At 67.1% G+C, this 18,455-nt stretch carries 10 protein-coding genes; 6 read left to right on the forward strand and 4 right to left on the reverse strand.

Features of this window, described 5'->3' with window-relative positions; genetic code table 11:
* Nucleotides 1-98: 98 nt before the first annotated feature.
* The 6 genes from EJO71_RS06685 (at nt 99) to EJO71_RS06710 (ending at nt 12,511) form a co-directional block, all read left to right on the forward strand.
* On the forward strand, nt 99-1,271 hold the full coding sequence (locus EJO71_RS06685; RefSeq protein ID WP_125947555.1) for a GGDEF domain-containing protein: 1,173 nt from the start codon (nt 99-101) through the stop codon (nt 1,269-1,271).
* Nucleotides 1,272-1,467: 196 nt separating this feature from the next.
* Nucleotides 1,468-5,631 carry a DUF4132 domain-containing protein gene (locus EJO71_RS06690; RefSeq protein WP_125947554.1) on the forward strand — a complete coding sequence of 1,388 codons (4,164 nt, stop codon included), beginning with the start codon at nt 1,468-1,470 and terminating at the stop codon, nt 5,629-5,631.
* A gap of 8 nt (nt 5,632-5,639) precedes the next feature.
* Nucleotides 5,640-6,770 (forward strand): AAA family ATPase, encoded by a 1,131-nt coding sequence (locus tag EJO71_RS06695; RefSeq protein ID WP_125947553.1) that lies wholly within the window; start codon nt 5,640-5,642, stop codon nt 6,768-6,770.
* 10 nt (nt 6,771-6,780) lie between these two features.
* The gene (locus tag EJO71_RS06700) at nt 6,781-9,222 is read left to right on the forward strand and encodes a DUF5682 family protein (protein ID WP_125947552.1); all 2,442 of its coding nucleotides are present in this window, start codon (nt 6,781-6,783) and stop codon (nt 9,220-9,222) included.
* Complete coding sequence (locus EJO71_RS06705; RefSeq protein WP_125947551.1) at nt 9,219-10,343, forward strand: VWA domain-containing protein; 1,125 nt, start codon at nt 9,219-9,221, stop codon at nt 10,341-10,343. The genes EJO71_RS06700 and EJO71_RS06705 overlap by 4 nt, the downstream gene beginning before the upstream one ends.
* A complete protein-coding gene (locus tag EJO71_RS06710; RefSeq protein WP_125947550.1) occupies nt 10,340-12,511 on the forward strand; it encodes an SWIM zinc finger family protein in 2,172 nt (723 codons plus the stop codon). Before EJO71_RS06705 ends, EJO71_RS06710 begins: the two co-directional genes overlap by 4 nt.
* A 519-nt stretch (nt 12,512-13,030) precedes the next feature.
* Here EJO71_RS06710 and EJO71_RS06715 read toward each other — a convergent pair.
* The 4 genes from EJO71_RS06715 to EJO71_RS06730 are packed head-to-tail and all read right to left on the reverse strand — an operon-like array spanning nt 13,031 to nt 17,997.
* Nucleotides 13,031-13,522, reverse strand: a complete 492-nt coding sequence (locus tag EJO71_RS06715; protein WP_125947549.1) for a hypothetical protein — start codon at nt 13,520-13,522, stop codon at nt 13,031-13,033.
* The gene (locus tag EJO71_RS06720; protein WP_125947548.1) at nt 13,519-15,444 is read right to left on the reverse strand and encodes a hypothetical protein; all 1,926 of its coding nucleotides are present in this window, start codon (nt 15,442-15,444) and stop codon (nt 13,519-13,521) included. Before EJO71_RS06720 ends, EJO71_RS06715 begins: the two co-directional genes overlap by 4 nt.
* Nucleotides 15,437-16,936: a site-specific integrase gene (locus EJO71_RS06725; protein ID WP_125947547.1), complete on the reverse strand. Its 1,500-nt coding sequence runs from the start codon at nt 16,934-16,936 to the stop codon at nt 15,437-15,439. The genes EJO71_RS06720 and EJO71_RS06725 overlap by 8 nt, the downstream gene beginning before the upstream one ends.
* A complete protein-coding gene (locus tag EJO71_RS06730; RefSeq protein ID WP_240651287.1) occupies nt 16,933-17,997 on the reverse strand; it encodes a tyrosine-type recombinase/integrase in 1,065 nt (354 codons plus the stop codon). Before EJO71_RS06730 ends, EJO71_RS06725 begins: the two co-directional genes overlap by 4 nt.
* Nucleotides 17,998-18,455 lie beyond the last annotated feature (458 nt).

Genomic DNA, 18,455 nt, shown 5'->3' on the forward strand with positions numbered 1-18,455 from the left:
GTCTTCGAGGCTACGATCGGTGACTCACTTCGCACCAGCCCCGAGCCCGACCGGATGCCCACCAGCCACCGACCCGTTCCAGCCACCCGCCGCAGCACATGGCCGGCGGTGTGAGCCTCGGCTTGCTGGCCGGCCTCGTGGTCTGCGGCCTCGTGCTGCTGGTGATGTCCAGTGCGCGCATCCACGGCTGGTATTTGCTGGCCTGCGGCTTCGCACTGGCCGCCTTCGCGGGACTCGAGCGCTTCGCGCCAGATGGCCCGCTCGCGCACTGGGCGGCGCTCGCGCTGGTGGTTTGGGCGGCCTGCCGGCTGCAGTTCGCACGACAGTTGCTGAGGCTGCATCAGCTTGCGCCGCGCCTCGACAAGGTGCTCCTGGCGCTGCTCGCCATGCTCGCATTCGCGGCGCTCCATGCCGGCATCGAAACCCGGCTTTCCCCGATATTGCGCGTGCTGCAGGCGCTGGTGGTGGCGTCCACCGTGGTCCTCGCGGCGGGCGCGCTGGTAGTGCGGCGGCGCGTGCGCTGGCCGGCAATTCTGTTCTGCGCCGGGGCGGTGCTGCTGCTTGCGGGCATCTCGGTCGCGCACCTCCCCGCCTGGAGCGAGCAATCCTGGGCGCCCGGGCAGGCGAACCCGGCACAGGTCGCCGTGATCGCCGAACTGGCGGTGCTGGCGCTGGCCGCTGCCGCGCGACTGAGGGCAGAACGCGCACATGAGATGCGCGCGCACACGCTCATGGCCGCCCCCGGCATCGACGCACTCACCGGCGCCGCGAACCGCACCGGGTTCGAACGCCGCGGCGAGGAATGGCTGCGCGACGGCAGGCCGTTCTCGCTGATGCTGATCGACCTGAACGACTTCGAGGCCGTGAGCGAGCGCCATGGCCGCGCGGCCAGCAACGCAGTGCTGGCGGCCATCGCGCAGCGCCTGCGCGAGCAGGTGCGCGCGGACGACCTGGTGGCCCGGCTGGACGGTGACAGCGACGGCGACCGCAGCTCGTTCGCGATCCTCCTGGTCGGCAACCCGCCACGGCAGAAGCTCGCTGAGATGGCCATCCGCATCGAGACCGCCGGCGCCAGGCCCGTGGCCCACGAGGGCCGGCTGCTTGCGGGCGGCGAACTCAGCATGGGCATTGCCTGCCACCCGGCCGATGGCGACACGCTCGCCGACCTGTTCGACGCGGCCGGCCACGCATTGCAGCACTGCAAGCGCAAGCGAATGGGGCCCGCCTATGCGTTCGCCGGGGAGCTGGCGGAAGACGCGGCACGCGCGTGAATGATTTCTTCGTACTCACCCGCGCGCGAGACGAAATCTTCTCGTTGACAGGGGGCCGGGAGGGCCGAGCCTTCACACCAGCCCCTTATCCTCGGCGGCGAGCACAGCGGAAGGAAGGAGCCGCCCGCCCTGTCATGCAGGGCCGGGCCCGCAGTCGCCGGCCGCATTTCATCGATTCACAGGAGAACGTTTTTCCATGCGCCGTTTTGAGCTGATCGAAGGAACCGCCAGCAAATTCTGGGAGGTCGAGCAGGCGGATGCCGAACTCAACATCCGATGGGGCCGCATCGGCACCGCCGGCCAGAGCCAGACCAAGTCGTTCGACGATGCCACCAAGGCCGCCACCGCGCTGACCAAGCTGGTAACCGAGAAGACCGGCAAGGGCTATTCGGAAGTGGGTGTGGCGGCCGATGCGGCCATAGGCAAGACCGAGGAGAAGCCGAAGGCGGAAGCCAAGCCCAAGGCCGAAAAGGCGGCGGCAACGGCAAGCTCCTCGCCGGCGACACCAACCGCAATCGCAGTCACGGAAGAAGCTGCTGCCCCTGCCGAAAGCATCGACTCGCAGGCCGACCGCGCCTTCGAGGCAGTGCGCGCGCAGCTCGAGGCCGACGAGCTCAAGCCGACGGATGCGCTGTCGGTGGCGGCGATCAAGCGCCAGCATGGCGTGAGCGAACAGGGCGCGGCGCTCGCCTTCAAGCGGCTCAAGGAACAGGGGCTGCTCTCCGGCTGGGGCACCACCGCCACGCCGGCCAAGCGCGCCAAGGAGATCGCGCGACAGCTCGCTGCCACGACCGAGGGCAACGCGGCACCGGTCGCCCTGCCCTCCACCACCGATGGCGCCGACACGCCACCCTGGCTGGCCGCCGGCACGCCGATCCGCTTCACGCCCGAGATGCGGCGCGTGGCCTTCGCGTCGCGCCGCTTCCCCCAGCCGGTGGAAAGCCGCGGCGCTACGGCCGCGTGGTTCCTGGCGCAACGCAAGCTCGAAGCTTCGATCGACATCGACGGCACCGACGCCGCCCTGCGCCCCGCCGCACAGCGCCTGCTCGAGCGCGTGGCAGCGCCATCCACCGGTTCGGCGCCCGGCCCGGACGCCGAGGCCGACGCCCTGATGCTCGCGCTGGCGCTGGGCACCTCGGGCTACTACGGCGAGAGCGAGCCGGCCGAGGCGATCGTCGACTACCTGGTCGCGCAATACGGCCTGGCCGACGCCGTGAACATCATGCTGGACGCGCAGGGCGTCCAGATCGAGACCGACCACGACTACAAGACCCGCACCCGCAAGAGCCGCTTCACCGAGACCGTGACCCGGCCGATGAGCAACGGCTGGCGCGGCCCGCTGGGCCAGGGCGAGCAGGCCATGCGGCGTCACCTGGCCGTGGCCGAGCCCGAGGTATGGCAGGAGAGCCGCGACCGTATCGAGGCCGCCCTGCCGCGGCTGCATGCGCTCCGCCGCCCCGTCATCGCGATGCTGCTGCCCGACGCGCCCGAAATCTCGAACGCGCTGGCGCACGCCCTTGCGGCCGAGAAGGACACGCCCGAGACCCTGCACTGGCTGGCGCTGACCGCCACCGATCCCGAGGCCATCGCGCTGACGGCGAAGACGCGGGTGGGCTATTCCACCGGCTTCTGGGGCCACAACAACATGGTCGCCACGCTGATCCAGGAGCGCGGCCTCGATGCGGTCGAAGGGCTGGAGCGCGGCGCCGCCAGCGATGAGGCCGGCGACGGGCTCGCCGCCATCGGCACGCCCGAGGCGGTGCAGGCGCTGGCGCGCGTGGCCGGCAGCTCCAAGGCGGCGCTCGCGCGCTTCTCGCTCGCGGTCGACCGCTGGCCACAGGCGGCGCTGGTGGCGCTGTCGCGGCTTGTCGCGGCGGGCGGCAAGGACGCCAACCTCGTCACGCCCAGCCTCGCCAGGCTGCTGCGCGCGCACGCGGGCTCGGTCGATGCGTTGCGCCCCTGGCTCGACGCCGGCGCGCAGGGCGTGATCGACCGGCAGCTCGCGCTGCTGGCCGGCCCGGCCGAAGTGGCGAGCGCGGACGAACTGCCGGGCGTGCTGTCCGCGCCGCCGTGGCTGGCCAAGGTGCAGAAGAAGGCGGCCGGCGCGCTGGTGCTGGAGCCGCTGGCCCTGCAGCCCGTCGAGCGCTGGGACGAGGCCGCGCGCGCGAACGCGCTGAGCACCAACACCTGGCAGAAGAGCCGGCATTCGAGCGCGCAACAGGACGTGCGCGTCCTGCTCGAGGAACTGGGCTTCGACCGCAGCAAGGAGCTCCTGCGCCCGCTGATCGACGCCGCCGTCGCGGCCGTCGCAGCCGGCGATGCGGATGCACTGGTCGCCGCCTGGCGCGCCATGGTGGTCGAGCGCAAGAAGGAGCGCTACTACTGGTTCCGCTTCCAGTCGGCCTATGCGGCGATGCTGCCGCCCGCCGTCGGCGTGCCCTTCTGGAACGCGATCGCCGGCGAGGCCGAGGACTACGGCATCGGGCGCATGCTCGCGACGCACGGCCTGGCGGTGTTGCCGGGCCTGCTGTCGATGGTGCGCGCCAAGCCCGGGGAGAACCTGTCCTTCGCGCTCTACTACGGCGCTCCCGAGCTCGCATTGCCCGCCGCGCGTGCCTTCGCCAAGCTCAAGACCCTGCGCGCCACCGGTCGCGAATGGCTGCTCAAGTACCCCGAGCACGCCGCCTGCGGGCTGATCGCGCCGGCGCTCGGCAAGGCCGGCGAGGCGCGAGACTGCGCGGGCTCGGCGCTGCGGCTGCTGCAGGCCAACGGCCACGAGACGCTGCTGCTCGAAGTCGCCGGCCGCTACGGCAAGCCCGAGGCGGTGGAGGCGCTGCGCGCCGTGCTCGACGAGAGTCCGCTCGACCGCTTCCCCACCAAGCGCTCGAAGCTGCCCGAATTCTGGCAGCCACGCGGCTGGCGCCGGCCGGTGCTGAAGAACGGCAAGGCGCTGCCCGACGACGCGCTCGACCACCTGGGCCAGATGCTGACCTTTCCGACCAACGAGGAAATCTACGGTGGCATCGCCGTGGTCAAGGAAACCTGCGACGCCGAGTCGCTCGCCGACTTCGCCTGGGACTTCTTCACCGCCTGGCTCGAGGCCAGCGGCCCGAGCAAGGAAGGCTGGGCCCTCACCAGCCTGGGTCAGCTCGGCAACGACGACACCGCGCGCAAGCTCACCCCCTTCATCCGCGCATGGCCCGGCGAGGCGGCCCATGCGCGCGCCGTCACCGGGCTCGACGTGCTCGCCAACATCGGCAGCGACGTGGCGTTGATGCTGCTCAACGGCATCGCGCAGAAGGTCAAGTTCAAGGGCCTGCAGGACAAGGCGCGCGAGAAGATCGACGCCATCGCCGAGGCGCGCGGCCTGAGCACCGAGGAGCTGGAGGACCGGCTCGCGCCCGACCTCGGCCTCGACGAGCAGGGCACCATGCGGCTGGACTTCGGCCCGCGCGCGTTCAAGGTCGGCTTCGACGAGACGCTCAAGCCCTATGTGCGCGAGACCGGCGCCGACGGCGTCGACGGCGCACGCCTGCCCGACCTGCCCAAGCCCAAGAAGACCGACGACGCCGAGCTGGGCAAGGAAGCCGTCGAACGCTTCAAGCTGCTCAAGAAGGACGCGCGCACCATCGCCAGCCAGCAGCTGCTGCGCCTCGAGGTCGCGATGTGCGCACGCCGCCGCTGGACGCCCGAGGTGTTCCGCACCTTCCTGGTCGAGCATCCGCTGGTGCGCCACCTGGTGCAGCGCCTGATCTGGGCCGTGTACGAGGTCGACGATGGCGGCAGCTACGGCGGCAGGCTGCAGGCCTGCTTCCGCGTGGCCGAGGACGGCGGCTACACCACCGCCGAGGACGACACCTTCGAGCTGCCCACGGGCGAGAACATCCGCATCGGCGTGCCGCATGCGCTCGACCTCTCGGCCGCCGACGCCGCGGCCTTCGGCCAGGTGTTCGCCGACTACGAACTGCTGCAGCCCTTCGCGCAGATCGGCCGCGACGTCTACACGCTGACCGAGGAAGAGAAGAACAACAACAAGCTCGAACGCTGGAAGAACGCCAAGGTGCCCACGGGCCGCGTGCTCGGCCTCGCCAACAAGGGCTGGCGCCGCGGCGAAGCGCAGGACGGCGGCGGCATCTGGTACTTCACCAAGCCGCTGGGCACCGACCGGGTGATCGAGCTGTACCTCGACCCGGGCATCATCGTCGGCATGGTCGACGAGTACCCCGAGCAGCAGCTCGGCGAAGTGCAGGTCGGCAAGCCTTCGGGCTGGGGCAACATGCAGGACGCGGAGAAGCTGAACCAGCTCGATCCGATTTCCGCGAGCGAATTGATCCGTGACATGGAAGGCCTTCGCGCCTGAACGACCAGATGGCCACCGCAAGCAAGACATCCAAAGACACCTCCGCTTCCACCGCGCTGCAGCGCCCGCCGGCCGAGATCCTCTATGCCGCGCAGCTCGCGCGGCTGCAGGCGCAGGACAAGGACCCGCGCCCGCCGGGCTGGGTGCTGAGCCTGAAGGCCGCGCGCTCGTTCATCCTCGGCGACGCGGCGCTCGACATCGCGCCGAAGATCGTCGCGCCGGTGGCCAGCATCGAGCGCATGCTGGTCACTCTGGCCACGGGGCGCGGGCTGATGCTGGTGGGAGAGCCGGGCACGGCGAAGTCGATGCTGTCGGAGCTGCTGGCCACCGCCATCTCGGGCATCTCGACGCTCACCATCCAGGGCGGCGCATCGATCACGGAAGACCAGATCAAGTACGGCTGGAACTACGCGCTGCTCATCAACGAAGGCCCGAGCCCGCGCGCGATGGTGCCGGCGCCGCTGTACCTCGGCATGCAGCAGGGCCAGGTGGTGCGCTTCGAGGAAATCACGCGCGCGCCGCTGGAAGTGCAGGACTGCCTGCTGGGCATGCTCTCCGACCGCGTGATGGCGGTGCCCGAGCTCTCGGGCGAGCACGGCATGCTCTATGCGCGCGAGGGCTTCAACATCATCGCCACCGCCAACACGCGCGACCGCGGCGTGAACGAGATGAGCGCGGCGCTGAAGCGGCGTTTCGACTTCGAGACGGTGTTTCCCATCCTCGACTTCGACCGCGAGCTGGCGCTGGTGCAGGAATCGTCGACGCGGCTGCTCGCGCAGAGCGGCATCCCGAAAACGGTGCCCGCGCCGGTGCTGGAACTGCTGGTGTCCACCTTCCGCGACCTGCGCGGCGCGCCCGCCAAGGGCGATGGTGGCAGCGATGCCGCCATGGACCGGCTCACCGCCGTGATGTCCACCGCCGAGGCCGTCAACGTGGCGCACGCCGTGGGCGTGCGCGCATGGTTCCTCGAACAGCGCGAAGGCTCGCCTGCTGATCTCGTCGACTGCATCGCCGGCACGGTAGTGAAGGACAACGCGGACGATCGCGCGAAGCTGCGGCGCTACTTCGAGCAGAAGGCGGCCAAGCGCAATGGCCCGCATTGGCGCGCCTACTACGAAGCACGCCACCGCCTCCCCTGAACACGCAGCGATGCAGCAACCCCACATCGTCGGCGTGCGCCACCACAGCCCGGCCTGCGCGCGGCTGGTGGCCGAGCGCATCCGCACGCTGCGCCCGGCGTACGTGCTGATCGAAGGCCCGGCCGATTTCAACGAGCGCCTCGACGAGCTGTATCTGCCGCACCGCCTGCCGGTGGCGATCTACAGCTACCTTTCGGGCGACCAGACGCACCGCGGTTCGTGGTCGCCCTTCGCCGAGCATTCGCCCGAGTGGCAGGCGCTGCAGGTGGCGCGCGAGGTCGGCGCCGCCGTGCGTTTCATCGACTTGCCGGCCTGGCACGACGCCTTCTCGCGCATGGAGAACCGCTATGCCGACGTGGCCGACCACGAGCACGAGGAGCGCGCCGAGGCCTACGAACGCGCGCTGACCGAGAAGCTCTCCGTGCAGGGCCGCGACGCGCTGTGGGATCACCTGTTCGAGGACGGCTGCGACGCGGCCGAACTGTCGCGACGGCTCTCGACCTACTTCGACAACCTGCGCGGCGAAGACCGCGGCTCGCAGGGCAACCAGGCGCGCGAAGCCATGATGGCGCGCTGGATCGCCTGGGCGATGGCGCAGCCGGGCGAGCCGGGCCGGGCTCAGGCGCTTGTGGTGTGCGGCGGCTATCACGCGCCGGCGCTGGCGCGGCTGTGGCAGGGCCTGCCCGCCGGGCTGCCCGAAACGCCGCAGCCCTCGCACGAGTCCGCCGGCGACGAAGAAGAGTCCGGAGCCCCTCTGCGCTTCGGCTCCTACCTCGTGCCCTACACCTTCAAGCGCCTCGACGCCTTCGCGGGCTATGCCTCGGGCATGCCCTCCCCGGCCTACTACCAGTGGATGTGGGACCACGGCCCCGAGGGCGCCGCGCACCGCGCGCTGCAGCACGTGATGCAGCGCCTGCGCGACAAGAAGCTTCCTGCCTCCACCGCCGACCTGATGGCCGTGCACCTGCGCGCCCAGGGACTCGCACGGCTGCGCGGGCACGACAAGCCGCTGCGCTCCGACTGGCTCGACGCGCTGGCCGGCGCGCTGGTGAAGGACGCGCTCGACGCCCCGCTGCCCTGGACCTACCGCGGCGCAATCCGCCCCGGCACCGATCCCGTGCTGGTGCAGGCGATGGACGTGCTGGCCGGCGACACCGTCGGCCTGCTCGCGCCCGGCACGCCGCAACCGCCGCTGGTGGCCGCCGTGCAGGCCGAGCTGGCGGCGCACGGCATCGCGCTGCGCGGCCAGCTCAAGCTCGACCTGCTGGCCGAAGCCGATCGCGCGAAGAGCCGCGTGCTGCATCGCCTTGCGATCCTGCGGCTGCCCGGCGTGCGTCGCACGCAGGGGCCGAAGCTCGCGATGTCGGGCGAGCGCACCGAACTCTGGTCGCTGGGCGAGCCGCTGGAGCAGCAGGCCGCGTTGATCGAAGCCGGCGCCTGGGGTGCAAGCCTGCACGACGCGGCGCGCGCCCGGCTCGAAGACGACCTGCGCCAGGCACAGGGCCGGATCGGCCCGCTGGCCGACGGCCTCAACCAGGCCGCCTGGGCGGGACTGTCGGCGCTCAGCGAGGCGCTGTTGCGCGAACTGCGCGGCGCGATTGCCGGCGAGCCGCGCTTCGAGGCGCTGGGCCCTGCCCTGTCGGTGCTGCACACGCTGCTGCGCCACGGCCAGATGCTGGGCATGGCCGACGCACCGGTGCTGCGCGTGGTGATCGAGTCGGGCTTCGACCGCGCGCTGTGGCTGCTGGAGCCGCCCGCCGCCATCGGGCCGGCCGACATGCAGGCGCACCTCGAAGGGCATCTCGCGCTGCGGCGGATCGTGGCCGACGTGCTGGCCCATGCGCAGGACAACGCGCACGATGCGCACGCGCCGTCGCTGCTCGACGTGGAGCCGGCCCGCGCGCTTGCCGTGTGGCAGCGCAAGGCCGCCGACGCCAGTGCGGCTCCCGTGAGCCGAGGCGCGGCGCTGGGCGCGTCGCTGAGCCTTGCGGGCCGCTTCGCAGATGCGCAAACGCACGAAGACCACGGCGATCACGGTGTACGCGAGGCCATGCAGCTGCTGCACTCGCTGCCCGCCCCCGTGCTCGGCGATGCGCTCACCGGGCTGCTGGCACTGGCGCGCGAGACGCTGGCGTCCGAGCCCGCCTTCGTCGCCGGCATGGACCGCACCGTGCAGGCGCTGGACAACGCCGACTTCGTGCGCGCGATGCCCAGCCTGCGCGCGGCCTTCGCCTGGCTTCCGCCGCAGGAGCGCGGGCTGCTGGCCGACCAGGTGCTGACGCTGCACGACGCCACGCATCTCTCGCGCTGTGCGCTCACGGCTCACCATGCCGGCGAGGCTGCGCCCGAACAGCTGGCCGAGGCGCGCCGGGTGGAAGACGCGGTGCTCGCTCGCCTCGCCGCCTGGGGCGTGACGCTCGAAGACTCAAGAGAAGAAGGCCCCCGTCCATGAGCCTCGACATTCCCGATCCGCTGCAGCGCTGGCGCCTGCTGCTGGGCGATCCGGCCGAATCCGCCTGCGGCAGCCTGAGCGCCGAAGCGCAGGCCGCCGATGCCGCGCTCGACTGGCTCTACGGCCGCGACAGCGATCGCGCGAGCCGAGGCGAACGCAGCGCCGGCCTTGGCCCGTCTGCGCTGAGCACGCCGGACTGGATCAACACCATCCACACGCTCTTCCCGAAGGAAGTGATCGAGCGGCTGGAGCAGGACGCCGTCGAGCGCTACGGCATCGACGAGGTGGTGACGAACCTCGAAGTGCTGGAGCGCATCGAGCCCTCCGAATCGCTGCTGCGCGCGGTGCTGCATACCAAGCACCTGATGAACCCCGAGGTGCTGGCGGCCGCGCGCAAGCTGGTGGCCGAGGTGGTGCGCCGCATCATGGAAAAGCTCGCGACCCAGGTGCGCCAGGCCTTCAGCGGCAGTCGCGACCGGCGCCGCCGCTCGCGCATGAAGGTGGCGCGCAATTTCGACTTCAGGCAGACGCTGGCGGCCAACCTGCATCGCTACGACCCGCAGCGGCGCAAGCTCTACGTGGAACGGCCGGTCTTCATCAGCCGCACGAAGCGGCATGCGGAGCCATGGGACATCATTCTGCTGATCGACCAGAGCGGCTCGATGGTCGACTCGGTGATTCACAGCGCGGTGATGGCCGCCTGCCTGTGGCAGCTGCCCGGCATGCGCACGCGGCTCGTGGCCTTCGACACGGCGGTGGTCGACCTGACCGCCGACGTGTCAGACCCGGTCGAGCTGCTGATGAAGGTGCAGCTCGGCGGTGGCACCGACATCGCGAAGGCGGTGGCGTACGCGCAGTCGCTGGTCGCCAACCCCTCGAAGAGCATCGTGGTGCTGGTGAGCGACTTCTACGAAGGCGGCAGCGAGCATGAGCTGGTGCGGCGCGTGAAGGCGCTGGTCGAATCTGGCGCGAAGGTGCTGGGGCTGGCCGCGCTCGATTCGAAGGCCGAGCCGAACTACGACCGCGGGATGGCGGCGCGGCTGGTGCGCGAAGGCGCGCAGATCGGCGCCATGACACCGGGCCAGCTCGCCGGCTGGCTGGCCGAAAAGGTGCAGGGATGAGCGTCGACATCGCATTGCGCGCCGACCTGCTCGAGCTCACGCCCGAGGCGCTGACGGCGCTGGCCAACGCCGGCTTCGTCAAACGTGCGCAGAAGGACGTGGCGGCCGGCCTGCTGCCGAAACTCGAAACCGGCGCCGATGGAGTCGTGCAGGCGCAGTTCGACGACGGCGTGCGCACCAGTCTTCCGCCGGGACGCACGCTGCGCGACGCGCAGTGCAGTTGCCCGGCAAGCGGCATGTGCCGGCACCGGGTAATGCTGGTGCTGGCCTACCAGGCGCAGGCTGCATCGGCAAAGGCCGATGCGCCGGCTGCGCCCGAGGAAGCTTCGACCGAGCCGGAAGGCGCATGGAGCCCCGCGCAGTTCGACGATGCCGCGCTGGCCACGAGCCTCGCACCCTCCGTGCTCGAGCAGGCGAACAAGCTCGCCGCCGCGCGCCCGGTGGTCGGCGTGCAGGCCTGGCGCAGTGCCAGCGCGCCGCCCACGGCACGCTTGCCGATGTGCAGCGTGCGCTTCTTTTCGCGCAGCTCGCTCGTTCATGCGCGCTGCGATTGCAAGCAGGGCAGCGGCTGCGCGCATGTGGTGATCGCGGTGTGGGCATTCCGGCAGGCCGGGTCACTCGCGCCGGGTTCGGCGGAGGTGATGGTCGAGGTGCAGCCGTCGGCATCTGCGGGCGCGGATGCGACGGACACCGCGCCGCAAACCGCTGGAGCGATGCAGGGCGAGGCCGCGCTTGCGCTGCGCGCGCAGATCGATGCCCTGCTGCTGTCGCTCTGGCTCGACGGTTCGAGCCAGCCGCTGATGGCGCTGGCCGCCCGCTTCGAAGCCGTGCGCAGCCAGGCACGCGAACTGGGCTGGAACTGGATCGACGACGCGCTCGACGAACTCTGGCAGCTGCTGCAGGCCCAGCAGACGCGCAGCAGCCGCTTCGAGCCGCTGCGGCTGGTGCGCGTGCTGACCGAACTGTGGGCGCGGCTGCAGGCGGCGGCGCATGCCGGGAGGCCGCAGCAGGCGGGCTCGGCGCGGCCCGCGCTGCCGGCGAGCCAGATCCTCGGCATCGGCGTGAAGGGCGAGGTTGCGCTCGACCATCTGCGGCTGGTGTCGCTCGGCGCCGAACTCTGGTCCGACGAGACGGCCGAGGGAGCGAACATTCTTTTTGCCGACCCCGACACGCAGAACGTGACCGTGCTGGAGCGCCAGTGGTCGCGCGAGGCCGATGCCGCGGCCGGCGGTGCGGCGCCAAACCTGCTGAACCGGCGCGTCGCGGGCTTCCCGCTGCGGCAGCTGGCGAGCGGGCAGGTCATCACCAAGACCGCGACGCGGCGGGCCAACGGGCTGGTCGACATCACGGCCGGCGCGCGGCAGACGGGCGTGCTGCCGCTGTCGCCGAAGTCCTGGGACGACCTGGTCGTGCCACTGCGGCAGGACAGCGTGGCGGGGTTGGTGGCGCATCTGCGCGAGGCGCAGCCCGATTTCGTGCGCCCCCGGCAGGCTGCGAGCGGCGCGTCGGCCGGCGCGTCGGGGCAGCTGCATGTGGTGGCCTTCGAGCGCATGGAGACGGTGTCTTGCCACTGGGACGCGGCAGCGCAGGTGCTGCATGCACGGCTGGGGCAGGCGACGCCAGAGGACGAAGCCGCGACGGAAGATGGCGCGAGCACGGACGATGCATGCCTGCACCTGGCATTGCCGCATCGCTCGGTCGCACCCGGCGCCATCGACGCGCTGGCCCGCACGCTCGCCGGCGAACACGGCGCGCTGCGCGCAGTGGCAGGCACGGTGCACCTGCAGGGCGACCGTGCCGTCATGCAACCGCTGAGCCTGCTGACGGCACAACGCGCCGTGGTGCTGCAGGTGGAGGCCGCCGCGCCTCAGCCACTAGGTCTGCAGAGCGACGCAGAAGAAGCACCCGCCCTGACCGCACTGGCCGGCGACACGCTGGAGCTTCTGGCGCTGTGGCTGCGCCAGGGCCTGCGCCATCAGGGCGGCGGCGCGCTGTCGCGGGCCCAGGCGCAAGTGCAGCGCCTGAAGCAGGCCGGACTGGGTCGAAGCGCGACGCTGCTCGCGGCCGTGCTCGAGAGCCTGCGATCGGCGCAACGGCCGGCATTGGTGGCGCAGCTCGCGATGCTGGGCTTGCTCATGCAGGGCGTGTCGCACTCTGCTTCGGAATGAAAAAACCCCTGAGCCGGTTCAGGACTCAGGGGTTCTTCGAATGGTGCCGCTTGTCGGAATCGAACTGACGACCTTCCGCTTACAAGGCGCACCACGTAATCAGAGGTGTTGCAATTCAGGATCCCAGGGCGATCACGTCACCCGTTGCATTTCACATCTAGGGGTGTTGCGATTGATTTGAAGCTGGTGCCGAGTGTCCGAATCGAACGGACGACCTACCGCTTACCGTACCACTTCGGCTTTCGCCGCCATATCGTTCGTGGTCTGGACTATCCCTTAGCCCTGGCTACCGCTTTAGGCTCCCCCCGTCTAGTCTCTACACCTTCCCTTTCGGGCTTGGCTCGGGATTGGCTTGGCCACTGGTGGCTTTAGCTTTCCCCGAATTTGAGGGGCTCTACTCCCGCCGTTTCCAGCGGGGCACTCGTACTGCCTGCGTTTACGAACCAGGCAGATTCAAGGCGGTTGCTCTACCAACTGAGCTAACCCGGCATTCAAATCTTGCTTTCAAGTATAGCTTGGCTACCCGTCACTCTCGGGCGTGGATCTTGGCTCACGGGCACCGCCGATCGGTATGACCTGAGCGCCCGGAGGGATCGCGCCAGTCGCGTTCAACGACTGAGCAATTGGTTGATAGTCGCTCCAGAACTTCTGCAGGGCCTGCATCCCGCCGTGTTGCATCACGGCCCTCACGCATGCAGCGTGGGAAGCGACGAGATTCTGAACTTGCTGCTTCAGCTCCTTGATCTCTGCCGACTTCGCGTCGAGTTGCTCAGCCAGCCCCGCGGCTTTCTGCACGCTGGGACCTGAGCGAACGCTTCGGGCATCGTTCTGCCGCTGCTGATAGATGCCGATCAGTTCGGCCCTATGTTTGTGGCGCGTAAAAGCAGACGCGTCTTTGAGCGACGAGTGCCGTCTTGCAATCTCTCTCGCCGTGATGTCAACGTCTGACGCCAGCAGGGCACAGAGGATCTGGGTAAGTTCCTCGTGGGAAGGATCAACCGTGACCCTCATGACAGCACATCCTCGCGCGGCCGCGAATGGTCAATGTCGCCGCCGAATACGAGTGTTCTTGGCGCCGCACAGAGCGCCGCGTCAACACCAGCCAGCAAAGTATCGGCGTGGGCAATTTGATTGCGGCGGCCGACCGTCTTGGCCGGCTTTGACGCCGCAGCAGCGCGCATCACCGCGAGCTGATCGCGAAGCGATTGCAAGGTAATGGTGTGCTCGGGAAGTCCGCTTGCTGCGAAGTGCTTGCATTTGTCGAAGCACTTCAGATGCCTTGCACAGGGGTTCATCGAGAAGCTGTTCACGCAGAAACCATAGGGTGTCACGTGGAAACCATCGGAACTGGCGGCCAGGTAGCGGTAAGCCGCTTCATCGCCGGCTGCTGCTTGAATGCTTTTAAAGCTCTGAGCAATATGACTGGTCGGAACCATGCCGCCGACCACCATCTTGGCGATCAACTCCTGCGGGCTCCCAGGCTTGATCACATCTGCTGCGACGCTCGGGATGCGAACAAACTCAAGCTTCTCAGCAAGTGAGCGGTGATCGTACTCATAGCTCTGTGCAACAGTTGTCCGGCCGAACTGCTGGGTGATGACCGTGTCCGGTACTCCCAGCCTGAAGAGTTCGGTGTTCATGAGGTGTCGCAGCGAATGCGGTTTGACCGACATCCATTCGTTGGCAGCGTCACCGTATCGCACGAAGAACGACGAACTGAGGCGATTCTTCTGCAGGCCCAGCGCCAAGTACATCGAGTTTGGAGATAGCGTCGTGACCGCGTGATCGTCGAGCACTGTCATGGGGACGTTTCGCTGGCTGCCCGACTTTAGGAAGAGAAGATCTGCCGCGATCAATTTGTGCCCGGCGGTCGTCTTAAATGTTCTGGCATCGGATCCCTCAGGAAGCACTCCGCCTTCATGTTGACCGGCTAGGACACGTCTCAAGCCGGCTGTCGCAACTTGCACCTCCGTCACCGCCAGGGCCACGGCGGCTTGGAACCGGTTTGGCACCCATTGCTCGTCTTCGACAAGAAGGTCTGGTGCTGTTTCTTCCCTCTTTTCCCCGAAGTACCGCAGGCGTAGCGTTCGAGAAACACCGCCAACATCCCCGGCAGGCACCCCTGAGACAACGTCAAGATGATCCTCCCAACGAAGGCAGTCTGCTGGGAGCAACAGGACTTCCATCAGGCGCAGCCCCGTGAGGATCATGATCCGCGTCGCATGAAATCGGATGAGATCGTTATGGGTCTGCGGCACCGCCTGGAACACGATTCGGGCGAGCTCATACAGAGACTCTCGATCGGGCAACCGATCTTCCTTGCTGCGATCCAGCAAGGAGGCATGTAGTCCGTTCCAATTCTCCGCCCTGACTTCCGGCGCGATTAACGGGCAGGACGACGACAGCAAATGCTCGTTTACGACTCGTGCGAACCTCCTGATGTGCCTTTCTCCTCGGATGCCGAACAGATTAAGGGCTATAAATCTTTCCAGGTCGGCTGATCCCATCTCCCAGGGAGCCTTGCAAATCGCGGAAAACAGGGCTTTGATGAGACGTGCAAGGTCGGCGATCGTTTTGGGATCGCCCCCATCTCGACATTCGCTGACTGCTAACGCTCTGACGAAGCTCCGAACCTCGGCTTCCAGTACAGCGCTTGATGGCAGCGAGGCCTCGGCCCACCCTGCCGCCCGCGCCGCCGCTCGCACGACATCATTGACGGCGAAAGACCCAAGAGCGAACGAATAGCGAGCATGGCTGTCCGTGAGCGTTCTCAAGTCCCATTCAGTGCCCGGGCTTGGATCACCAGCCTCGTCATATACGATCTCCCACACCGCCCCTTTGGACTGGGCAAATACCTGTGCGTCTTCGACAAAACGGAGATATGCGGCGGGCGCGGCGGACCGGTGGCGGAAATGACTTAGAAGATCAGACATTGCTCTCAGCCTCGATCGACTTGGCCAGCTGTATCGCTTGCTGAGCGCCCGACAAAGCCGTCGTCAACTGCATGAAGGCAGGGCTTTCTTGGGCCTTGCTGTCATCAAGGTAGACCTGCACCTGCTCGCGCATGCCCGCAATCGCTTCCTCGTGCGGTTGGACCTGTGCCACAGGCAGAAATCGCCGACATCCATAGCATGAGGTAACTGGGTTGTAGGTACATCCTGATTGGCCTCCGCGACAGAGTCCAATCCCCGCGATCAACCGGGCGCCGACAATACCTCCAATCTGTTGGTCTTCATCTGCCTCCTCAAGCTGCTTGACAGAGATGAAGGAGCCCCTGGAGATAGCAACGATGTTCTCGTAGAGCTTGGACGCCCCCAGCGCTTTGTTGATCAACTCGCCCTGCTGCCGACTAGCGCGAAGATAGGTAGTCGCAGCATTGATGGTTGAATGCCCGAGGAAGCCTTGGATGCTTTTACGAGCATGGCCCGCGTCGGCAAGACTCTGCGCTGAGGTGTGCCGCAGGTAGTTCGCCGTGAAATTGACCTTGTGGCCCCGCGCTTTGCACGCCTGTTTCAGGCTCTTCCACAGCGCGTCCGCCGACGTCGACAAGAACAATCGATTTCGCCCGGCGGCGATCGCTGCAAGCCGCAGCCTGTTCACCAGTGATACCCACTCCGGTTTGACAATCCGAACCAACTCCTCCGGCTCTGCGCCAGCTGCTTGCTTGGCAGCATGAAATGACACGACAAGCACGAGATCTCCGGCCGCGTCCCTAAACGGCTCAGGCACGTGCTCAAGCCTCACGGCCAGCAACTGGACAGGGCGCATGCCGTGTTGGAACATCAACGCAAGCGCAGACATCCCCTCAAGCACTTCTTCTGGTAGATCCACAGTTATCGCGGCATCGTCCAGCGTGCTGACGATGTTGGCTTGCGTGCTGGCCGGAATCAGCTTTTCTCTGCGCTTGAGCTTTCCTCTTTGAGCCAACAGAACACTTTGAGCTCGGGTGCTTAGTGAGGTGACTAAGTGATGGTGTATAGGCGTCCAACTGCCAAGGCGCGCCTTGGTCACCAACTTCAGAAGGGTCTTTCCAGCCTTGGCGGTGTCAACGTCCAAGACTTCAGCATCCCAGACGACTCGAACTGCGTCGGGACCCTGCTCGAGCAGATTTGAGTAGATGCCCCATCGGTTGATGAGAGAACGCGTGAACTTGGTGATCGTCGCGCCAGCTGCATCGGTTTGGGTGAGGATGATCAGCTTTCGCTGGAGCAGGCCTACCTCTCCCTCAGCAAATCGGAATTGCTCTTGCCGACCGCGCACCGGTATGGCCCAAGTGCCATCACTCAAATGCAACGTCGCACTCACCTCGGCGTACTTGTCGTAGACGCTCATCGAATTCGGGCAGTCGGGCCATCGCCATTTCAAGACACCACCGGGCTTGACCTCGGGAACCACCGCAGTGACCACATGTTCCACTGCGCTCATTTCTGCAGTCCTCGCAAACCCAGTACTTGCTTGTCAAACAGGTCATTCCAGGTACGAAGCAAGTCGTCCTGAATCGCAGATCTTGCGTATAGCTCCGGCATCTCGGACTCGATCGCCCACCCGAAGAACGCGCGCATCCGCTGGAGCGCCAGTTCTTTGTCACGCTCTTTTGCCAAGAAGCTTGGGTAGCGCGCGGTAGCGCAGGTGTGGCGCAAGTCGTGAGGGGAGATATGTTTCTTCCCTCCTGATCGGACTCGAAACCGCTCACGCGAATCTTCGGACAATGCCGCTGTCCAATCCTCGAAAATCTTCGTCACCGATTCCGCGGAGAGAGCGGTTCCCCTAAGCGAAGTAATCAAGTAAGCGGTCCTATCTTCTCCGCCCCCACGGACGTCATTGACGTAGTACTCATAAAGCGCAGCCAGGTCATTCGATATAGGGACTTGCCGATGTGATGCTTCGGTCTTGATGCTCGGCCGCGTCGCCCGCTCATCGTCTTCTTCGGTGCTCGTCACATCCAGCCAATACGTGAGCTGCCCGGTCTTGTGATCCACATCGTGCTTCAGGGAATCCAGCACCAGCAGAAGCATTTCGCCTCGCCTAAGGCCGCCAAGCAGCAGCAAGTGCAAGACAAGCCAATTCCTAAACCTGACGCCCGGATCCTCGAAAGGATTCCTGTCGCTATCTGGATGTGCAACCTGCAGAAGCTCCGCCAAAACTGAGTCTGGCAGGGCACGGACAAACCGGAACTTACCGCGGCTTGGACGACGAATCTTTCCGACCGATTCAAGGTAGGCGTCGACGCTTTCCCAGGCTGGCGAGCGCGTGAGAAGTTGCGTGACCAGGCCTTTGAGAAAAATGCGCACGGTTCCCCACCGAACAACGGTGGCATTCGTGACAGCGGTGTCCTGAGTAAGCTCGAGGTAGAAGTCGCTGACCATGGAAAGCACGGCGTCAGCCCTGTTTTCGCCAAGCGCCCGGTCCAACGAATGCGCGCCGTACCGACGGTCGCACATCTCATAGAACCAGCCAATGTGGCGCAGGCTTGCCCTCAGTGTCACGTCTCGGTTCCCGCGTACAGCGAGCGTCGCAAGCCACACGGTGACCCAAAAGCGGGGGAGGCCAGTGCTCGGTTGAACCAAGGCTACGCCCGGGCGCCCAGGGACGGAAACAATCATGGAGCGCCCCTAGAGGCCAAGGCCGACAAGCCGCGCAGAGGCCTGTTTGAAACTCAGGCGCTCCAGGTGCATCACCAGGTCGACTGCGCCTCCGCCCCCTTTGGCATTCCTGGTATCCCAGAATTTCGGTCCAGTCAGGAGCAATTCGAAATCTTGGCCGCCGACGGTTGCATGCCACCTGGTCGACAGGGCGGACGTAGCAGGCACGTAGGCAGCGTCCAGTTTGGCGTGCGCGGCCAACGCCGCGAGCACCCGTGCCGCGTCCAGAGAGCGCCAACGCTCCAGCGTAAAGTTATCCACAGCCTTCATCCTCCCCCAGACCCCCTCCTGCTACTCGCCTT

The sequence above is a fragment of the Variovorax sp. 679 genome (assembly GCF_003952185.1).
GTDB lineage: Bacteria > Pseudomonadota > Gammaproteobacteria > Burkholderiales > Burkholderiaceae_C > Variovorax.

Excerpts from the sequence above, each read along its gene's own strand:
- EJO71_RS06695 (WP_125947553.1), top strand. The coding sequence starts at position 5,640 with ATGGCCACCGCAAGCAAGACATCCAAAGACACCTCCGCTTCCACCGCG.
- EJO71_RS06720 (WP_125947548.1), bottom strand. The coding sequence starts at position 15,444 with ATGTCTGATCTTCTAAGTCATTTCCGCCACCGGTCCGCCGCGCCCGCC.
- EJO71_RS06725 (WP_125947547.1), bottom strand. The coding sequence starts at position 16,936 with ATGAGCGCAGTGGAACATGTGGTCACTGCGGTGGTTCCCGAGGTCAAG.
- EJO71_RS06690 (WP_125947554.1), top strand. The coding sequence starts at position 1,468 with ATGCGCCGTTTTGAGCTGATCGAAGGAACCGCCAGCAAATTCTGGGAG.
- EJO71_RS06710 (WP_125947550.1), top strand. The coding sequence starts at position 10,340 with ATGAGCGTCGACATCGCATTGCGCGCCGACCTGCTCGAGCTCACGCCC.
- EJO71_RS06685 (WP_125947555.1), top strand. The coding sequence starts at position 99 with ATGGCCGGCGGTGTGAGCCTCGGCTTGCTGGCCGGCCTCGTGGTCTGC.
- EJO71_RS06705 (WP_125947551.1), top strand. The coding sequence starts at position 9,219 with ATGAGCCTCGACATTCCCGATCCGCTGCAGCGCTGGCGCCTGCTGCTG.
- EJO71_RS06715 (WP_125947549.1), bottom strand. The coding sequence starts at position 13,522 with ATGAGGGTCACGGTTGATCCTTCCCACGAGGAACTTACCCAGATCCTC.
- EJO71_RS06700 (WP_125947552.1), top strand. The coding sequence starts at position 6,781 with ATGCAGCAACCCCACATCGTCGGCGTGCGCCACCACAGCCCGGCCTGC.